This window comes from Kitasatospora sp. NPDC051984 (assembly GCF_044593455.1).
In the GTDB taxonomy this organism is placed as follows: Bacteria; Actinomycetota; Actinomycetes; order Streptomycetales; family Streptomycetaceae; genus Kitasatospora.
In genome coordinates this window covers 95,152-112,991 of the sequence record NZ_JBIUCB010000001.1, presented here as the reverse complement: position 1 = coordinate 112,991, position 17,840 = coordinate 95,152, and the positions used below count along the sequence as shown (strand labels likewise).

The window sequence follows — 17,840 nt, the reverse complement described above, 5'->3', positions numbered from 1 at the left end:
GTACGACCTGAGGTCAGAGCAGGCCGAGGGCCGGCATCAGGTAGTAGAACGCGAAGACCGCGGCAACCGCGTACATCGGGATCGGGACGGTGCGGGCGCGGCCGGCGACCACGCGGAGGAGGCAGAAGGCGATGAAGCCGAAGCCGATGCCGTTGGTGATCGAGTAGGTGAACGGCATCATCGCGATGGTGAGGAAGGCCGGCATCGCGATGGTGTAGTCGGTCCAGTCGATGTCCTTGATCGAGTTCGCCAGGATCAGGAAACCGACGGTGACCAGCGCGGGCGTGGCGGCCTGGGCGGGGACCATGGTCGCCAGCGGGGTGAGGAAGAGCGCGATCATGAAGAGCGCGCCGGTGACGACGGACGCGAAGCCGGTGCGGGCGCCCTCGCCGACGCCGGCGGTGGACTCGACGAAGCAGGTGTTCGCGGAGGACGAGGTCGCGCCACCGGCGGCGGTCGCGATGCCGTCGATCATCAGGACCTTGTTGATGCCGGGCAGGTCGCCCTTCTCGTCGAGCAGGTGGGCCTCGTCGGCGACGCCGAGGATGGTGCCCATCGCGTCGAAGAAGCAGCTCATCAGCACGGTGAAGACGAACAGGATGCCGGTCAGCACGCCGACCTTGGAGAAGCCGCCGAACAGGCTGACCTGGCCGACCAGACCGAAGTCGGGGGTGGCGACGGGGTTGCCGGGCCAGGCCGGGACGGTGAGGCCCCAGTGCTCGGGGGCGAGGTTCGCGAACTGCTGGATGATCACCGCGGCGGCGGTCATCACGGCGATCGAGATCAGGATCGCGCCGGGAACCTTGCGCACGACCAGCGCCATGGTGAGCAGCAGGCCGATGATGAAGATCAGGACCGGCCAGCCGTGCAGGTGGCCGCCGACGCCGAGCTGCAGCGGGACGGTGGTGTGGGCGGCGTCCGGGATGCGGGAGACAAAGCCGGAGTCGACCAGGCCGACCAGCGCGATGAACAGGCCGATGCCGATGGCGATGGCCTTGCGCAGCCCGAGCGGGACGGCGTTCATGACGCGCTCGCGCAGACCGGTGGCGACCAGCAGCATGATCGCGATACCGGCCAGCACCACCATGCCCATGGCGTCGGGCCAGGTCATCTTGGGGGCGAGCTGGAGCGCCACGATGGTGTTGACGCCCAGGCCCGCGGCGAGACCGATCGGGACGTTGCCGATGACGCCCATCAGCAGGGTGGTCAGACCGGCGGTGAGCGCGGTCGCGGTGACCAGCTGGGCGCTGTTGAGGTGGGTGCCGTTCATGTCCGTGGCCGAGGCCAGGATGATCGGGTTGAGCACCAGGATGTACGCCATGGTGAAGAACGTGGCGACACCACCGCGGATCTCGCGGGGCAGCGTGGAGCCGCGCTCGGAGATTCTGAAGTAACGATCCAGCGCGCCGGACGAGGGCTGCGGCGCAGGCTGGGTGGGCTCGGGCGACGCGGTGGTCGACTGGGCCTGAGACATTCGGGCGTCCTCGATCGGGTGAGGCAAGGGTGGGGGGAGTGTCAAGTATGGCGATCCCCGTCGTGGACGCGCCATCTTCGCGCGTAGAGCGAGGCCCTTACGATCCCCCCGCAACCCCCTTGCGATCAGCATCGGTCGAATACGAAACAGCGGCGCACCCGCCGGACCCCGCCGCCCGCCCGGGCCCGCCCCGTAGGCTAGGCGCATGCCCAAGACCGCGCTGCGCTCCGCTCCCCCGCCGCTCGAGGCGAACGACGTCGCCATTGTCGGCGCCGGCACGGTGCTGTGGTTCGTCGGTTTCGTGGTGCTGCTGCCGTTCCAGGGCTGGCTGTCCGACCACGACCACGGCAGCTGGCCGTGGATCTGCCTGTCCGGCGGCCTGCTCGGCCTGATCGGCCTGAAGTACTGCCGGGCCCGCCGGGACGCGATCCGCCGCGCCCGTGCCGCCGAGGCGGCGGAGAACTCCGACCAGAAGGTGTGACGCTGCACTCGTCCGGCACGAAACGGCCGAGGCGGGGCGCAGCGCCCAAATCACCCACCTAGAGTCGGTGCCATGACGCACCCAGCGGAAGGCACGGCACCTGCGAGCCCCGGCGCGCACCCCTCCGGCGCGGGCGGGTCGTACCGACCCGGCCTGACGGCGGCCGAGGTGGCGGAGCGGGTCGCCCGCGGGCAGGTCAACGACGTGCCGGCGCGTTCCAGCCGCTCGGTGCGGGAGATCGTCCGGGCCAATGTGTTCACCCGGTTCAACGCGATCATCGGCGTGATGTTCGGCATCATCCTGGTGGTCGGCCCGATCCAGGACGGCCTGTTCGGCCTGGTCATCGTCGCCAACACGGCGATCGGCATCGTGCAGGAGCTGCGCGCCAAGAAGACCCTGGACAGCCTGGCGCTGATCGGCGAGGCCCGCCCGCAGGTGCGTCGCGAAGGCGCGGCCGTCCAGGTCGCCACCAGCGAGATCGTGCTGGACGACACCGTGCTGCTCGGCGTCGGCGACAAGGTCGTGGTGGACGGCACGGTCACCGAGGCGGACGGCCTGGAGATCGACGAGTCGCTGCTGACCGGCGAGCCGGACCCGGTGCACAAGCACCCGGGCGACCACGTGATGTCGGGCTCGTTCGTGGTGGCCGGCGCGGGCGCGTTCACCGCGACCAAGGTCGGCCGGGAGGCGTACGCCGCCAAGCTCGCCGAGGAAGCCAGCAAGTTCACGCTGGTCAAGTCGGAGCTGCGCACCGGCATCGACCAGATCCTGCGGATCATCACGTACCTGCTGATCCCGACCGCGCTGGGCCTGATCATCAGCCAGCTCGCGGTGCAGCGCAACGACTGGCAGGAGGCCGTCCGCCGGATGGTGGCCGGCATCGTGCCGATGGTCCCGGAGGGCCTGGTGCTGCTGACCTCGGTGGCCTTCGCGATCGGCGTGATCCGGCTGGGCCGCAAGCAGTGCCTGGTGCAGGAGCTGCCCGCGATCGAGGGCCTGGCCCGGGTCGACACGGTCTGCCTGGACAAGACCGGCACCCTCACCGAGGGCGGCATGGACCTGATCGACCTGCGCCCGATCGGCGCCGCCGACAAGGCCCGGATCGCCGAGGCGCTCGGCGCGATCGGCGCGGCCGACACCCGCCCGAACCCGAGCATGCGGGCCGTCATCGACGCGTACGGGCCGCCGGAGGAGGGCCGCTGGCGGCTGCTGGAGGCGATCCCGTTCTCCTCGGCCCGCAAGTGGAGCGGCGTGCAGCTGCTGGAGCCGGGCGGCACCGAGGGCAGCTGGCTGCTGGGCGCCCCCGACGTGCTGCTGCCGACCGGGCATCCGGCGCTGGCCGAGGTCGACGAGCTCGGCGCGAAGGGCCTGCGGGTGCTGCTGCTGGGCCGCAGCCCGCTGCCGCTGGACGACCCCGACCCAGCGGGCCGGCTGGAGCCGCTCGCCCTGCTGGTGCTCCAGCAGCGAGTGCGCGAGGACGCCGCGGACACCCTGCGCTACTTCCGCTCGCAGGACGTCCGGGCGAAGGTGATCTCCGGCGACAGCGCGGTCTCGGTCGGCGCGGTCGCCGCCCACCTGGGCCTGCCCGGCGCGGAGACCGCGACGGACGCCCGCAAGCTGCCCACCGACCCCGAGCAGCTGGCCGAGGTCGCCGAGCGCACCGCGGTGTTCGGCCGGGTCACCCCGCAGCAGAAGCGGGCGCTGGTCGGCGCGTTGCAGTCGAAGGGCCACACGGTCGCGATGACCGGCGACGGCGTGAACGACGTGCTGGCGCTGAAGGACGCCGACATCGGCGTGGCGATGGGCACCGGCTCGGACGCGACCCGGGCGGTCGCGCAGATCGTGCTGCTGGACGACCGGTTCGCCACCCTGCCGTCGGTGGTCGCCGAGGGCCGCCGGGTGATCGGCAACATCGAGCGGGTGGCCGGGCTGTTCCTGGTGAAGACCGTCTACTCGGTGCTGCTGGCACTGCTGGTGGTGTTCACCCAGGTCCCGTACCCGTTCCTGCCCCGGCACTCGACGGTGCTGTCCTCGCTGACCATCGGCATCCCGGCGTTCTTCCTGGCCCTGGCCCCGAACAACGAGCGGGCCCGGACCGGGTTCGTGCGACGGGTGCTGCGGCTGGCGATCCCGGGCGGCATCATCTGCGGCACCGCCACGTTCGTCGCCTACGCGCTGGCCCGCGCCGACCACGCCACCGAGCTGAAGGCGGACACCTCGGTCGCCACCCTGACGCTGTTCATCTCCGCGATCTGGGTGCTGGCGATCGTCGCCCGCCCCTACACCTGGTGGCGGCTGCTGCTGATCGGCGCCATGTCCGGCGCGTTCGCGCTGGTGCTGGTGGTGCCGTGGCTGTCCGACTTCTTCCAGCTCCAGCTGGTCGGCTGGCGCGACCCCCTGATCGGCGTCGCGATCGCGGCGGTCGCCGGGTGTCTGCTGGAGATCACCTCGCGGGTGTTCGTCGAGAAGAAGAAGGAGGAGGCCCACGCGGCGTAGGCCTCCTCCCGGGGCGTCACTCGTAGTCGCGGGCCGCCAGCAGCTCGTACGCCCGGTCGGGCTCGGTGAGCGCGGCCAGGATCTCGAACCGGCGGTGCCACTGCTGGACGGACCAGGCGAGGCCAGCGGCCAGGCCCTCGGGCGTCGAGGCGTGCAGCAGTCCGGGCACGGCCGGCACCTCGAACTCGTCGTTCTCGTCGGCCTCCTCCGCGTCCTCGGGGTCGTAGGGCAGCTCGGGGGCGGTGGCGTCGGTGTCCCAGCGCCAGTCCACCCGGGCGTCCTCGCCGTCGGGGCCGACGACCAGCAGTTCCTCGTGCTCCTCGTACACGGCGGGGCAGCCGGGGAGCAGTTCGCGGACCACGGCGGGGGTGCGGTGCAGGGTGCCCTCGGAGAGCACCCGGCCGCCGGCCACCTCACTGGCGAGCGAGACGTGCAGCCGCTCGGCGAGCGCGGGGGCGAGCGCGGGGTGGACGGGCAGCACCGGGTGGTCGTGCAGCAGCTCGACCAGGTCGGGGGCGTCGGCGACGACCGCGGCGGTGGCGTCGACGATCACCGTGCGGTCGTCCCGGCGGCCGGTGCCGCCGTCCAGCGGGGCCAGTGCCCGCACCACGTCCAGGCCCTCCACCCGCTCGGCCGGAAGAGCCGCCAACGCGCTGTAGACGCCGTGCAGTTGGCGGTGGGTGACGTCGGACAGCGGGTCGGTGAGGCGGTCGATCAGTTCCTCGGGGCCGTGCGGTTCGGCGAGCAGCGCGGCCAGCGTGGTGCGCACCCCGAGGGCGTGCAGGAACTGCGGGTCCAGGCTCGTCCGGGCCTCGTCGTACAGGCCGCGCAGCAGCGGGTCGGCGCCGGCCGCGCGCAGGCCGGCGGGCTCCCGGCCGTCCAGCACGGGGTGGTCGCGCAGCCACCAGGCGGTGTACGACGGCAGGTCGGTGTAGGTGCCGTCGGGCAGCAGGGTGCGCACCGGCGTGACGACGGCGTCCCGGTACGGGGGGCGGGCGAGCAGCGCGAGCGCCTCGGGCCAGGCGTCGTCGGCGACCAGGTCGAGGTCGCGGACGGCGAGCAGTTCGGCGGCCACCGGCGGGACACCCAACTCGCCCGCCTCGTCGGCGTGCAGGGCCTCCAGGGCGTCCTCGCACCAGTCGGCGAGGCCGTCGGGGGCCTCGTCGATCAGGCCGGTGGGGGCGCCGCCGGCCGCGCGGTCGGCGGGGGCGGTGGGGTCGAGGCGCTCCAGGTCGTCGGGGTCGAGCACGACGTCCTCGGCGCGCACCAGGGTGAACGTGGTGAGCACACCGGCCGCGGCCAGCACCTCCGGGCCCCAGCGCTCCAGCAGGTCCTCGTCCACGAACGCGGCGTCGTCCTCGCCCGCCAGGTTCGCCAACGGGCTTTCGGGGAGCAGCAGTTCGCCAGCCCGGGCGAGTTCGCCCTCGTCGTCGGGCAGCGCCAGCCGGGCCAGCCACGGGTACTCGCCGGGGGCCGGCGCGGCGGCCTTCACCACGGCCAGCACGGCGTCCGCGAGGTCCACCGCGGCGTCGTAGTCGTCCTCGCCGAGCTCCAGCGAACGAGCAACGGCCGCGCGCAGTTCGGGGGTCTCCAGCAGGCCGCCGGGGGTGGCGGTGGCGGCGCCGAGCTTGGCCAGCAGCGGGTGCGCGGCCTCGGGGTGGGCGAGGCGCAGGTCGAGCAGGTCCAGGGCCTCGGCCAGCGACTCGGGGTAGCCCTCGAAGCCGGCCCAGTCGGCGGCGTCGGACGGCAGCAGGACCCGGCGCGGGCCGGTCACCGTACGGCCGTCGGCCAGCGGGACGGGCAGCGCGCCGAGCGCCTCCGGGTCGGCGCCGGCCAGCGCCGCGTACAGGCTCCGCCACCAGGCCGGATCCCGCTCCAGGCCGCCCAGCTGGTCGACCACCTCGGCCAGCGGCACCCGGCGCACCCCCAGCGTGCGCAGCTCGGTGCGGCGCTCCAGGCCGGCCGGCAGCAGGCCGGGGAAGATCGGGGCGAGCGCCTCCACCACCGAGTGGTCGGCGCCCTCCAGCACCAGCGCGTCGCGCGGACGCAGTGCCGGGGTGCCCTCCTCGGTGCCGCGCGGGTGCGGCAGGAACGGCGTGCCGGGCAGGCGGTCCAGGATCGCGGTGCGCAGCGCGTTGTCGAGCGCGCTCCCGCCGAGCGGGGACGGCACCAGGTCCAGCGAGTGCGCGTCGGCGCCGCGGGCCCGCAGCAGCTCGACGAAGGCCTCGGCGGCGCGCTCGACCAGGAAGTCGGTCAGCGGGCCGGGCGCGACGTGCCGGCGGGTCGGGTCGAGCGGGAACGAGGCGATCAGCAGCGCGGGCACCCCGAGCGGCTCGTCGCTCGGCGTCGGGGCGTGCACCACGGCCGCGGTGCCGGGCCGCTGCGGCCGGCCCTGCCCGTCCACCGGGACGGCCCAGGTCAGCGTCCACTGCGGCCGGGCCCGCTCCTCGGTGGTGCGGTCGGCCAGCAGCTCCGCCGAGGCCGTCCCGGACGCGCTGACGATCTGCCAGCCGGTGCTCCGCTCCCCGTCGGTGACGGTGACGACCGGCAGCTGCTCGGGCCGCGGCGCCCGCTCACCGCGGGTCAGCGTCCGCACGCCCTCGGCGGTCTCCACCACCACCTCGGCCAGGCCCGGCAGGGTCAGCAGCAGCGCGTCGTCGATCGCCGCCAGCAGCCGGCCCGTCAGGTCCTCGGCGGCACTGTCGCGCAGCGGCAGCACCACCACCGTGTCATAGCCCTCCGGGGCCTGCCCCTGCGCCGGGAACGGCAGCCGCAACAGCGGCACGTGTCCTTCCCGCCGCGTCAACTCCTCGGCCAGCTCCGGCCGTTGCGCGACCAGCGCCCGCGCCTCGACGAGCGACCAGCGCACCCCACCGGAGTGGCTCAGCACCGCCGGCTCGTCACTGACGGCGAGCACCGCGGAGAACCCCACGCCGAACCGCCCGACCACCGGCCGCTCGTCCCCACGCTTCGCGGACGCCCGCAGCGTGGACAACGACTCCACCGCCTCCGCGTCCAGCGGCGCCCCCGTGTTGGCCGCCGCCAGCACCCCGTCCCGCAACGTCAGCCGAAGCCGCCCGGCCACCCCCGCACGGGCCGCCGCATCGGCGGCGTTCTGCGCCAGCTCAACGACCAGCCGATCCCGGTACCCCCCGAGCGCCAGCTCCTCCTCGGCGTTCGCATCCTCCCGGAATCTCGCCGGCGCGGCCGTCCACGCAGCCACCACGGTGTGCCGCAGCCGAGCCGTGTCGAACACATCCGGCCCCTCGGGTGCCGCCGCGCTGCCGATGATCCGAGACTCCACGTGCCGAGCCGCCCTTCGCGTGGTCTGCGTAACGACTCGGCATTCTGCCAGGGCCAGGCGACAAGCCAGGGGCGCGGGGAACTGCGCGACAAACGCACACCACGTCCGTTAGGTCGCGATCAAGTGCAAGTCATCGTCCTGCGCCGCGATCTTGCGGTCGGGTGCGTTCCCCTTCGCGCAGTTCCCCGCGCCCCCGGTTGTGCTCTCCCTGGTTCTCGCGCCCGCTACGAGTGCCCGAGCTCCTCGGCGGGAGCGTCCGGCTCGACGGAGCCCGAGTCGCGGTCCGCGTGGATGTGCAGCGGCTCGACCACCGTCTCGTCGAGGATCAGCTCGGACGGCACCGGCGGAGCCGGCAGCACCGCGGCCTCGGAGTGCGCGCCGCAGCCGTACGCGAGCGAGACGACCTGGCCGTCGGCAGGACTGAACTCGTTGCCGCAGACGCCGAACGCCTGCCCGAGCGAGCCGCCGATCGGCACCAGGAAGCCGCAGGTGCTGCAGGAGGCGGGTGCGGACTGCGCCATCGGCGTCTGCGGTCCGTACGCGGTCTCCCAGCGTTCGGCGGCCTGGTGCAGGCCCCTCCGGGAGAGCACGCGGGGGCGGCCGAAGCCCAGCTCGTCGGCCACGGCACCGATCTCGGCGCGGGCCGGCGGCGGCTGGATCCCGGCCTCGGTGATCACCAGGTCGTCCTCGGCGGCTTCGACCAGCACCGAGTTCGGGGCGGGCTCGTCCTCGCCGGTCCAGCCGGGCTCCAGGCGCAGGTCGTCCGCGCCGGTGGGCAGCAGGTCGCCGGGGCCGAGGTCGCCGGGCAGCAGGCGCTCGCTCCACGGCACCCACTGGGGGGCGAGGACGGCGTCGGGGCCGGGCAGCAGTGCGATCTCGTCGAGCGTGACGTTCTTGGCGCGCGGGGCGCGGGCCACGGTCACCGCCCAGTGCCAGCCCCGGTAGGCGGGGTCGAGGCACTCGAAGGTGTGGGTGACCAGGCGCTCGGCGTCGGCGTTGGCCTTCACGTGGGAGCCGACGACGGACTCTCCGACGCTCTCCACGGCTGCCTGGCGGGCGAGCTCGACGGCCTCGGCACAGAGCCGGTCAGGGGTACGGCTTCGCATCGCAGCACTCACGGCGTCGGTTCTCTCCCAGTCCTGTCATCCTGCGGTCTGTCCCGAGACGGCCCCCGCACAGGGCGGGCTCGCGCCGGTTGCCGCTGCCACGTCACCAGAGCAACCCCCGCTGACGCGGGACCGATCTATTCTGCTCGACCGGGGACCGCTCCGTGGCCGGGCCGCGCCGCCCCGGTCGGCCACCCCCTGCGCAGGCCGGGCAGGCGCGTAGTGCAGGCTACCCGCCGGTCGGCGGTGGAGCACAGTCCGGGGCCGCGGGGACGGGCGCGCCGCGCCCGTGGCAATCACTCGTACGGCGTGCGTTTGTCGGGCAGGATGGGCTTGTGGCGGAGGAGAACCCCCCGCAGCACGGACTGCGCCCCGGGCAGGACGAGAGCCGGCCGGAGCCGTCGAACGCGCCGCGGCAGCATCCCGTAGCCCCCGGCGAGCCGGAGGCGGACGAGCCACGCCCGACCGCGCGCCAGGAGGACGCGAAGGAACCTCCGACGGTGAAGCCGCGCGGGGTGTGGGCGCGTGGCGCGTCGGCGGCGGGGGCGCGCACGGGGCGGGTGGTGCACGGCACGGGGCGGCGGATCCGGCGGGCGACGTCGGCGGAGGGCGCGGGCGAGTCGGGCCTGGCGAAGCTGATCGAGCTGCACGCGCTGAATTCGTTCGGCGACATGCTGATCACGGTGGCGTTGGCGTCGACCATCTTCTTCTCGGTGCCGACCGGCGAGGCCCGCGGCCGGGTGGCGCTCTACCTGGTGATCACGATGGCGCCGTTCGCGGTGCTGGCCCCGGTGATCGGCCCGCTGCTGGACCGGTTGCCGAACGGCCGGCGTTCCGCGATGGCGATGGCGATGCTGGCCCGGGCGGTGCTGGCCTGGGTGATGGCGGGTCTGGTGCCCGGCGGCGGGCTGGCGCTGTATCCGACGGCGCTGGGTGTGCTGGTGGCGTCGAAGGCGTACGGGGTGGTGCGCAGCGTGGTGGTGCCGCGGCTGTTGCCGGCCCAGTTGTCGTTGGTGAAGGCGAACTCGCGGGTCACGCTGGCGGGTCTGGTGGCGACGCTGGTGGCGGGCGGGGTGGGCGGGCTGCTGCACCTGATCGGGCCGGACTGGCCGCTCCGCGGGGCGTTCGTGGTGTTCGTGATCGGCACCCTGATGGCGTTTCACCTGCCGCACCAGGTGGATTCGGCGAAGGGCGAGCAGCGGGCGGAGTTGCTCGCGGAGCCGTCCGAGCCGCGTCCGAAGGGGGTGCTGCGGGCGGTCGGGCCGTCGGTGATCATGGCGCTGCGCGGGGTGGCGGGGCTGCGCTGGCTGGTCGGGTTCCTGGTGATGTTCCTGGCGTTCCTGATCCGCAAGAACCCGCCGGGCGGGCTGCCGGAGACGGTGGCGCTGGGCGCGGTCGCGGCGGCGGCGGGTCTGGGCAACGCGCTGGGTTCGGTGCTGGGTTCGTGGCTGCGCACCCGCGGTTCCGAGGTGACGGTGACGGTGATGCTGGCGCTGGCGACGCTGGCGGCGGGTGCGGCGGCGCTCTGGTACGGCATCGTGACGGTGACGGTGGTGGCGGCGACGGCGGGCATGGCGGCGTCGCTGGCGAAGCTGGCGCTGGACGCGCTGATCCAGCGTGATGTGCCGGAGGCGGTGCGCACGTCGGCGTTCGCCCGCTCGGAGACGGCGCTTCAGCTGAGCTGGGTGGTGGGCGGCGTGGTGGGCATCTCGCTGCCGTTGAACGCGGAGCTGGGCCTGTGGCTGGCGGCGGGGGTGACGGCGGCGATGCTGCTGTGGACGTTCCGGTCGCTGCTGCGGATCGGGCCGCACCGGTCGGCGGCCCGTCCGCGCGTGGCGTAACCTCGCGCGACTCGGCCACCCCGCTGTTACGTGATCACGGAAGGCGAGTAGCCTCTTGCGCATGAGCCTCAGCACCAGCGTCACCGCCGGACTCGCAGCCGCCACCGTCGTCGGTGCCGGCCTCGTCGGTTTCGGCGTCTACCAGGCCGTGGACAACGGCAAGCCGCCCAAGAACGAGGCCACGCTGGTCGTCGGCACCTCGTCGGTCCGGGCGGAGCCGACCTGCTACAACGGCGGCAAGGCGATCTCCGACGCCGACCTCGCCAAGTGTGCCCAGCAGGCCTCGAAGGACTCCGAGCAGAAGAAGCTCACCAGCCTGGACGTGCGCGCGAGCGACCGCGTCGGCGTGGGCGTGCCGAAGGACCTGGCGGACAAGGGCTGGTACGCGTTCACCGGCTCGGGCCAGAACCGCGCCCCGATCATCACCGACGCCAGCGGCCGGACCTACTCCGGTTCGGTGTCGGCCTCCGGTCTGATGACCAGCGACGAGACGACCATGGTGACGGTCGCCGCGGTCGACAAGGACACCAACGAGTACTACGCGGTGTGGTTCTTCAACATGAACAACCAGAAGAGCTGAATCTCCGGTCGATGACCGCTGAGCGTCCCGACGAGCAGTCCGGCCCCGCCGCCGGACTGCTCGTCGTTGTTGCCGTGCCCGCGGAGGCCGAGGCGGTCCGCCGGGGGCTGGGCGAGAGCGCGCCGGTCGAGGTGCTGGCGGCGGGCGTCGGCCCGGCCGCCGCGGCGGCCGGTACGGCGGTGGCGCTGGCCCGCGGCCGGTTCCGGCTGGTGCTGTCGGCGGGCATCGCGGGCGGTTTCGCGCCCGCCGCGCCGACCGGGTCGCTGGTGGTGGCGGACGCCCTGGTGGCGGCCGATCTGGGTGCCGAGACGCCGGACGGCTTCGCCGACGTCACCGAGCTGGGCTTCGGCACGGTGCGGCACGCGGTTCCGGGCGGTGTGGTGAAGCTGGTCGCGGCGGCCACCGGCGGTGCGGTCGGCGAGGTGCTGACGGTCTCCACGGTGACGGGTTCGGCGGCGCGCGCCGAGCAGCTGAGGGCACGTCATCCGCGGGCGCTGGCCGAGGCCATGGAGGGGTTCGGGGTGGCCGAGGCGGCCGCCCGTTTCGGGCTCGCGGCGGGGGAGCTGCGGGCCGTGTCCAACGCCGTCGGGCCGCGCGACCGCGCGGCGTGGCGGATCGGTGAGGCGCTGGCGGCCCTGGAGCGGGCCTTCGCGGCGCTGCCGGTGTCCCGTCTGCTCCAGGAGGTCTGACCCCATGGCCGAGCCGCTGAGTGTCGCCTACTCGCCCTGCCCGAACGACACCTTCGTCTTCCACGCCTGGGCGCACGGCCAGGTCGCCGGCGCGGACGCCCCCGAGGTGCGGTTCGCGGACATCGACATCACCAACGGGCTGGCCGAGCGCGGCGAACTGGACGTCCTGAAGATCTCCTACGGCCAGCTGCCGTGGGTGCTGGACGAGTACGCGCTGCTGCCGTGCGGCGGGGCGCTCGGCCGGGGCTGCGGGCCGCTGGTGCTGACCGCCGGGCCCGTCGACGCGGCCGGGCTGGCCGGGCGGCGGGTGGCGGTGCCGAGCGAGCGTTCGACCGCGTACCTGCTGTTCCGGCTGTGGGCGGCCGAGGCGGTGCCGGGCGGGTTCGGCGAGATCGTGGTGCTGCCGTTCCACGAGATCATGCCGGCCGTCCGGGACGGCCGGGTGGACGCCGGGCTGGTGATCCACGAGGCCCGGTTCACGTACCAGCAGTACGGCCTGCACTGCCTGGCCGACATGGGCGAGGCGTGGGAGGCGGCAACCGGGCTGCCGATCCCGCTGGGCGCGATCGTGGCCCGGCGCTCGCTGGGCGCCGAGCGGCTGCGCGAACTCGCCGCCACCGTGCGCTCCTCGGTCCGGCAGGCCTGGGCGGACCCGGCGGCCTCCCGGGAGTACGTGCTGGCGCACGCCCAGGAGATGGACCCGGCCGTCGCCGAGCAGCACATCGGCCTGTACGTCAACGAGTTCACCGCCGACCTCGGCGAGGACGGCTACGCGGCGGTGCGCGGCCTGCTCACCCGGGCCGCCGAACAGGGACTCGTCCCCGCCGTCGACCCGGGCGCGCTGGCGTTCCCCTGAGCCTGCGTCACACGTCGAACTGGTCGGCGATCGCGCGCAGCACCATGGCGATCTTCTGGCCCTCCGGCTTGCTGGGGTAGCGGCCGCGCTGCAGGCCGGGCAGGACGCTGTCCAGCTTGGTGATCAGGTCCTGCACGATCGGGGCCATGTCGTCGGCGCTCTTGCGGTTGGCCACGGCCAGCGACGGCAGCGCGTCCAGCAGCGTCACACTCATCGCCTGGTCGCCGCGGTGCCCCGCGGCGATGCCGAACTCGACGCGCTGCCCCGGCCTCAGGGTGGTGACGCCCGCGGGCAGCGCCTTGGTGTGGACGAAGACCTCGCCGCCGTCGTCGCGCGACAGGAAGCCGTAGCCCTTCGTCTCGTTGAACCACTTGACCTGGCCGGTGGGCATCTCGAAAAGTCCTCGGTGTCGGGTGCGAGCGACCTCGTCGGGTCGCGGATGGATGTGCGGCTCGGCTGCCGGGACTGGCGGCCGGTGCCACTCAGTGCGGCAATGATCCCTCAGCGTGCGCCTCAGCGGCGACGGGATTCCGGACCGGGGTGCGGCCGTGCCTCGCGCCTGTCGCGCCCTCCATCGGTCCACACCCCCCATCGGTTCCGGGCGGGTTACTCGTGGACCAGCCGCTGGTCCGCCCGCGCGATGGCTGCATACCCGGCCCCGACGAGGGTCGAAACTCTTCGCGCGCACCGAGTTGCGCGCAGTGACGCCGGGCCGGTCAGGAGGGGTTGGCCAGGTGGTCGCCGAGCCAGCCGAGCGAGGCCGGGAGCATCCGCGACCAGGTGTTGAAATTGTGCCCGCCGGTGTCCAGCGTGATCGCACTGACGGTGGTCGCGGTGCCCTTGGCGGCGGCCCGGAACCGCTCCGTCTCGGAGAAGTAGTCGCCGTCGCCCTCGCGGCTGCCGCCGACCAGCAGCGCGGTGCCCGGCGCGGGCAGGTGCGCGAGGCGCCAGTTCAGGTCGGCCTCCTCGCGGCGCTGCTGGTCGCCGCCGAACAGGTCGCCGGTGGTCGGGTCGTCGGCGGCCTTGTAGTAGCCGGACAGCGACACCGCTGCGGAGAACACCTCCGGGTGGCGCATCGCCAGCTTCAGCGCGCAGTACCCGCCGGTGGAGTTGCCGATCACGCCCAGGCTGCCCGGGCCCTCCGCGATCCGGTACGACGATCGCAGCGCGGCCGGCACATCGGCGCTGAAGTAGCGGTCGGACTGCGGGCCGCCCGGCACGTCCTCGCACTCGGTGTCGCGGGGCATCGCCGGGGACGGGCGCATCAGCACCAGGACCGTCGGCTTGGCCTTGCCCTCGGTGCTGAGCTTCAGCTGCACCGCCGGGTAGTTCAGCTTGGTGATCAGGTTCTTGGCGTCGCCGGGGAAGCCGGTGATGGCGATCGCCGCCGGGAAGTGCTTGTCCCGGAAGGCGGGCTGGAAGTACTGCGGCGGCAGGTACACGTAGCCCTCGGTGGACAGGCCGGTGGCCGCGCCGGGCAGCCGGACCTTCTCCAGCCGGCCGACCTGCGCCGGGTCGCGGCCCATCGCGCCGGTGTCGCGGACGTTCTCCGAGCTGATCTTCTCCACACCCTTGGTGCGGCCCAGCATCTGGTTCTGGATGGTCACCGGGCCGTCGTCGTTGGTGCCCAGCAGGTCGGCCCAGCTGCTGTAGAAGGCGAAGTAGTTGTTGGCCACCAGACCCAGGGTGCACATCACGGCAAGCTGGGTGCCGATGATGGTGCCCAGCCGGCCCAGCACCGCCTGCCAGCTCTTCTTGGCCAGTCGGGGCCACAACCAGACGGTGCCCGCGATCATCAGTGCGGAGAAAAGTGCCGACAGCGCAAGCACCTTGTGACTGGTAAGACCCATAACCGCGCGCGACCTCGCTCCCCGCCGTTTTCCCCCCGGAGGATCAGAATGCCTGAGAGTTTCCTGGGAACCCTGAGCGTTCAGGTGGAGCGCGAACCGTCACGCCCCCGCCGATCGGCGGGGGCGAACGTGGGAAACTGGCACAAAAGACCGCACGAAGGAGTGCAGAAGTGACCCGTCAGTCCCGCGACGCCGGCGACACCCTGGTCCGCGTCGGCGGAGTGGTGTTCGTCCTCGGCATGCTCGCCGTCATCGCCACCTTCGTGCCGTACGTCCTGGACCTGCCGCGCCTGCCGTCCATCGCCTGGGGCCTGTCCATGATGATGCCGTTCGGGCTGCTGGTGACGCTGGTCGGGCTGTTCGTCACCGCCCGCGCCGAGTCCCGCCGCCGCCGCGCCGCCCGGGAGGCCGCCGCCGCGCGCTGACCGGCCCGTCAGGCCAGGTGCGCGGACAGCCAGCCGGGGAACTCGGTGAGGTCGCCCAGCACCACGTCCGCGCCCGCCGCGGCCAGTTCGGCGGCGCTGTACGGGCCGGTGGCCACGCCCACCGCGACGGCCTCGGCGGCCCGGGCGCCCCGGATGTCGCCCAGGTGGTCGCCGACGTAGACGTTCGCGCCGTGCGCGCGCAGCGCCTCGCCCTTGCCCTCCGCCCACAGGTCGCCGAGCAGCACGTCCACCTCCAGCCCCATGCCGTCCAGGTGCCGGCGCGCGTTCGGCTCCCACTTGCCGGTGATCACCAGCACCCGGCCGCCGACCGCCCGCACCGCCGCGACCGCCGCCAGCGCGCCGGGCAGCTCCAGCGCCACGGGCACCGCGTGCTCCACGTACAGCTCCCGGTAGCGGGCGACCATCGCGTCCAGCTGCTCCGCCGGGAACCAGTGCGCCAGCTCCTGCGCCAGCGGCGGACCCAGCCGGCTCGCCGCCAGCCGGGAGTCGATGAAGGTGCCGGTCTCGGCAGAGAGCACGTCGTAGGTGTCCTTGATGCCCGGGCGGGTGTCGAGGAGTGTCATGTCGAGGTCGAAGCCGACGGTGAGAGCCATGCGCTCCAGCGTAACCAGCCGCCGCTTCCGGCCGGAAAAACCGGATGTACGGCTACATTGCGGACATACTGCCGAGCTCCCCACCGGAGGTCCCTGGTGCCGCCCCTGTCCCGCCGCGCCGCCCTCACCGGGCTCGGCGCCGCCCTGCTCACCGGCTGCGGCCCGCACGCCCTGCCCGCCGGGCCGCCGCCGCAGACCGCCACCGGCTCCGCGCCGCCCTCGCCCACGCCCAGCCCGACGCCCAGTGTCACCGTCAACGGCGCGGACGGGGCGGTCGCCGTCCCCGGCGGGGCGACCCGGGTGATCGCCCTCGACACCGCCGAACTGGACTCCGCGATCACCCTCGGCATCCCGCCCGTCGGCGCCGCCAAGGCCCCGCTCGACCCCGGCCTGCCCGACTACTGGCCGCCCTCCTGGCTGGCCCGGATCGCCGTGGTCGGCGACATCGGCGACCCGCCCGTCCCGGCGGCCATCGCCCAGCTGCGCCCGCAGCTGATCCTCTCCAACCGCACCCGCGACGCCGCCCACCTCGACACCCTGCGCGGCCTCGCCCCGACCGTGCTCACGCAGACCACCGGCGCGCCCTGGAAGGAGAACTTCCAGCTGCACGCCGCCGCCCTCTACCGCCACGAACAGGCCGCCGCCGTGGTCGCCGCCTACGCCCGCCACCTCGACCAGGCCACCCGGGCGCTCGCCTCCGCCGGCCTCACCGGGCAGCGCGTCAGCCTGGTCCGATTCGTCGAGGACTCCCCCACCGTCCGCCTGTACGCCCGGCAGAACTTCCCCGGCAGCGTCCTCACCGACCTCGGACTGCCCCGGCCCGACCCGCAGAACACCGACCAGTTCGCCGTCGAGACCGCCCCCGACCAGCTCTCCGCCGCCGACGGCGACCTGCTGTTCTACTCCGGCTACGGCCACCCCGACCGCAACGGACTGGGCGCCGCCCTCGCCTCCCCCGCCTGGCAGTCCCTCGGCGCCGTCCGCGCACACCGGGCCTTCCCGGTGAACGACCAGCTCTGGTTCCAGGGCATCGGCTACACCGGTGCGCACTTCCTGATCGCCGAACTGCTCCACCTGCTCGGCGCGAGCTGAGACGCCTGCCGGCCGATACGACAGTCGGACCCCGGACGGATCACCGCGCGGGCACCTCGCCGCTAGGCCTTGCGGCGGCGCAGCGTCACCGCCAGCAGGAACAGCGCCGTCAGTACCGCCGCCGCCCGCAGGACGTCCGGGGCGGCTGCCCAGGTGGCGTGGCCGGCGTCGGTGCCCGGGGTCAGGGGGGTGCCCCAACGGCCCTTCTCGCGGCCCCAGTTCCATATCGTCAGACCGGTCACCGTGATCAGCGGGATGCCCAGGACGGCGAACTTCTTCAGCAGGTCGGACAGGCCGCTCGACAGGTAGGCCACGCCCCAGCCCGCCAGCATCACCAGCAGCGAACCCGTCACGGCGCCGGCCACCAGCAGCACCGCGCCGAGCACCAGCAGCGGCGCGGGCCGCCGGGCCCCGCCGCCCGTCGCCGGGGCCTCGGCGGGGGCGGCCTCCGGCGCGGGTGCGGGCTGCGGCTTGCCGAACAGGGCGCGCAGGGCACGCATCGCCAGCCCCGGGTGCGGTTCGGCCGGGGGCTCGGGTTCGGGTTCGGGCTCCGGCTCGGGCGTGGCCTTCGGCTCCGGTTCGGGTTCCGGCTCCGCCGGCAGGTCGAAGTACACCTCCGTCCAGCCGGGGAACACCGAGGTGACGTCGGCGCGGCCGCGTCCCTCCGCCCAGTGCGCGGCCCGCTCCACCTCGTCCGCGGACGGCCCGGGCGGCAGCTCGAACTCGACGGGGGGCGGCACCGGCTTGTCGAACTCGACGGGGCGCCGCGGCGGGGGTGCCGCAGGCATCGGCGGGACGGCCGGTACCGGCGGCGGCTCCGCCGCCTGCGCGGGCACGTACACGCTGTCCCCGCCGTCCGAACCCTCCGCCGACCCGCCCTCGCGCCACCACGAGCCGCCCGCCATCGCCCCGCCACCCGCCCTCACGTCGCACTTCCCGCCGCATCGAGACGGTACCCACCCGCGGCCGCCCGAAGCGAGCCCGCTCCACTGGCCGTCGGGCCCGGACTGCCCCGGTTTCGCCGGGAGTTCT

At 73.8% G+C, this 17,840-nt stretch carries 15 protein-coding genes; 8 read left to right on the top strand and 7 right to left on the bottom strand.

Annotation, left to right across the window (positions count from 1 at the left end; all coding sequences use genetic code 11):
* Positions 1-13: 13 nt before the first annotated feature.
* On the bottom strand, positions 14-1,474 hold the full coding sequence (locus ACIHEI_RS00545) for an NCS2 family permease (protein ID WP_396605128.1): 1,461 nt from the start codon (positions 1,472-1,474) through the stop codon (positions 14-16).
* 205 nt (positions 1,475-1,679) lie between these two features.
* Between ACIHEI_RS00545 and ACIHEI_RS00540 the strand changes: the two genes are divergently transcribed.
* Both ACIHEI_RS00540 and ACIHEI_RS00535 read left to right on the top strand, forming a co-directional pair.
* Complete coding sequence (locus ACIHEI_RS00540; RefSeq protein ID WP_387638567.1) at positions 1,680-1,955, top strand: DUF2530 domain-containing protein; 276 nt, start codon at positions 1,680-1,682, stop codon at positions 1,953-1,955.
* A 72-nt stretch (positions 1,956-2,027) separates the two neighbouring features.
* A complete protein-coding gene (locus ACIHEI_RS00535) occupies positions 2,028-4,451 on the top strand; it encodes an HAD-IC family P-type ATPase (RefSeq protein ID WP_396605127.1) in 2,424 nt (807 codons plus the stop codon).
* A gap of 16 nt (positions 4,452-4,467) precedes the next feature.
* Here the strand turns inward: ACIHEI_RS00535 and ACIHEI_RS00530 are convergent, their stop codons facing one another.
* The gene (locus ACIHEI_RS00530; RefSeq protein WP_396605126.1) at positions 4,468-7,755 is read right to left on the bottom strand and encodes a sacsin N-terminal ATP-binding-like domain-containing protein; all 3,288 of its coding nucleotides are present in this window, start codon (positions 7,753-7,755) and stop codon (positions 4,468-4,470) included.
* 224 nt (positions 7,756-7,979) lie between these two features.
* A complete protein-coding gene (locus ACIHEI_RS00525; RefSeq protein ID WP_387638576.1) occupies positions 7,980-8,861 on the bottom strand; it encodes a DUF3027 domain-containing protein in 882 nt (293 codons plus the stop codon).
* Between the two features lie 500 nt (positions 8,862-9,361).
* Between ACIHEI_RS00525 and ACIHEI_RS00520 the strand changes: the two genes are divergently transcribed.
* The 4 genes from ACIHEI_RS00520 to ACIHEI_RS00505 all read left to right on the top strand — a co-directional run bounded on the left by ACIHEI_RS00520 (position 9,362) and on the right by ACIHEI_RS00505 (position 12,827).
* Entirely contained in the window at positions 9,362-10,702 is a 1,341-nt protein-coding gene (locus tag ACIHEI_RS00520) for an MFS transporter (protein ID WP_396605481.1), read from the top strand.
* Positions 10,703-10,763: 61 nt separating this feature from the next.
* The gene (locus ACIHEI_RS00515) at positions 10,764-11,282 is read left to right on the top strand and encodes a hypothetical protein (protein WP_392946685.1); all 519 of its coding nucleotides are present in this window, start codon (positions 10,764-10,766) and stop codon (positions 11,280-11,282) included.
* A gap of 11 nt (positions 11,283-11,293) precedes the next feature.
* Positions 11,294-11,971 carry a futalosine hydrolase gene (locus ACIHEI_RS00510; protein WP_396605125.1) on the top strand — a complete coding sequence of 226 codons (678 nt, stop codon included), beginning with the start codon at positions 11,294-11,296 and terminating at the stop codon, positions 11,969-11,971.
* A 4-nt stretch (positions 11,972-11,975) separates the two neighbouring features.
* Complete coding sequence (locus ACIHEI_RS00505; RefSeq protein WP_392946680.1) at positions 11,976-12,827, top strand: 1,4-dihydroxy-6-naphthoate synthase; 852 nt, start codon at positions 11,976-11,978, stop codon at positions 12,825-12,827.
* 7 nt (positions 12,828-12,834) lie between these two features.
* Here ACIHEI_RS00505 and ACIHEI_RS00500 read toward each other — a convergent pair whose 3' ends face one another.
* The gene (locus ACIHEI_RS00500) at positions 12,835-13,218 is read right to left on the bottom strand and encodes a cold-shock protein (protein ID WP_387638587.1); all 384 of its coding nucleotides are present in this window, start codon (positions 13,216-13,218) and stop codon (positions 12,835-12,837) included.
* A 325-nt stretch (positions 13,219-13,543) separates the two neighbouring features.
* The gene (locus ACIHEI_RS00495; protein ID WP_392946677.1) at positions 13,544-14,656 is read right to left on the bottom strand and encodes an alpha/beta hydrolase; all 1,113 of its coding nucleotides are present in this window, start codon (positions 14,654-14,656) and stop codon (positions 13,544-13,546) included.
* A 191-nt stretch (positions 14,657-14,847) separates the two neighbouring features.
* On the opposite strand from ACIHEI_RS00495, the gene ACIHEI_RS00490 reads away from it, so the two are divergent.
* Entirely contained in the window at positions 14,848-15,102 is a 255-nt protein-coding gene (locus ACIHEI_RS00490; RefSeq protein ID WP_396605124.1) for a hypothetical protein, read from the top strand.
* 8 nt (positions 15,103-15,110) lie between these two features.
* On the opposite strand, the gene ACIHEI_RS00485 is transcribed toward ACIHEI_RS00490, so the two are convergent.
* A complete protein-coding gene (locus tag ACIHEI_RS00485) occupies positions 15,111-15,716 on the bottom strand; it encodes an HAD family hydrolase (protein WP_396605123.1) in 606 nt (201 codons plus the stop codon).
* Positions 15,717-15,812: 96 nt separating this feature from the next.
* Between ACIHEI_RS00485 and ACIHEI_RS00480 the strand changes: the two genes are divergently transcribed.
* Positions 15,813-16,808, top strand: coding sequence for an ABC transporter substrate-binding protein (locus ACIHEI_RS00480; RefSeq protein WP_392946671.1), 996 nt, complete (start codon positions 15,813-15,815; stop codon positions 16,806-16,808).
* 62 nt (positions 16,809-16,870) lie between these two features.
* On the opposite strand, the gene ACIHEI_RS00475 is transcribed toward ACIHEI_RS00480, so the two are convergent.
* Complete coding sequence (locus tag ACIHEI_RS00475) at positions 16,871-17,713, bottom strand: hypothetical protein (RefSeq protein ID WP_396605122.1); 843 nt, start codon at positions 17,711-17,713, stop codon at positions 16,871-16,873.
* Between the last annotated feature and the right edge of the window lie 127 nt (positions 17,714-17,840).